General features: G+C 48.4%; 1 rRNA gene. It reads right to left on the bottom strand.

Annotation, left to right across the window (positions count from 1 at the left end):
• A 23S ribosomal RNA gene (locus tag RCF13_RS05905) occupies window positions 1-349 on the bottom strand; the annotation flags it as partial.

The following is a 349-nucleotide window of genomic DNA, read 5'->3' as shown; positions in this document are numbered from 1 at the left end:
AGCCTTCCCCAGGAACCCTTAGGCTTTCGGCGGACATGATTCTCACATGTCTTTTCGTTACTCATACCGGCATTCTCACTTGTGTACAGTCCAGCAGTCCTTCCGGTCTACCTTCAACCCGGTACACAACGCTCCCCTACCCCTGCATCGACTTCACTTCGCCTTCGAAGTGAGTTTAGCCTAAGCGCATTTGGCCGAAATCTTCTATTATATAGAAGTTTGTTTGTAAGCAACCCTGTGATTCAAGGTTGAATTCGGCAAAAATGTCTCACAGCTCCACGCTTCAAAGAAGCAGTGAAGTCGACGCAAGCCATAGCTTCGGTGGTGTGTTTAGCCCCGTTACATTTTC

This window comes from Stenotrophomonas maltophilia group sp. RNC7 (assembly GCF_030910085.1).
Taxonomy (GTDB): Bacteria; Pseudomonadota; Gammaproteobacteria; order Xanthomonadales; family Xanthomonadaceae; genus Stenotrophomonas; species Stenotrophomonas sepilia.
This window is presented reverse-complemented; position numbering and strand designations above follow the sequence as displayed.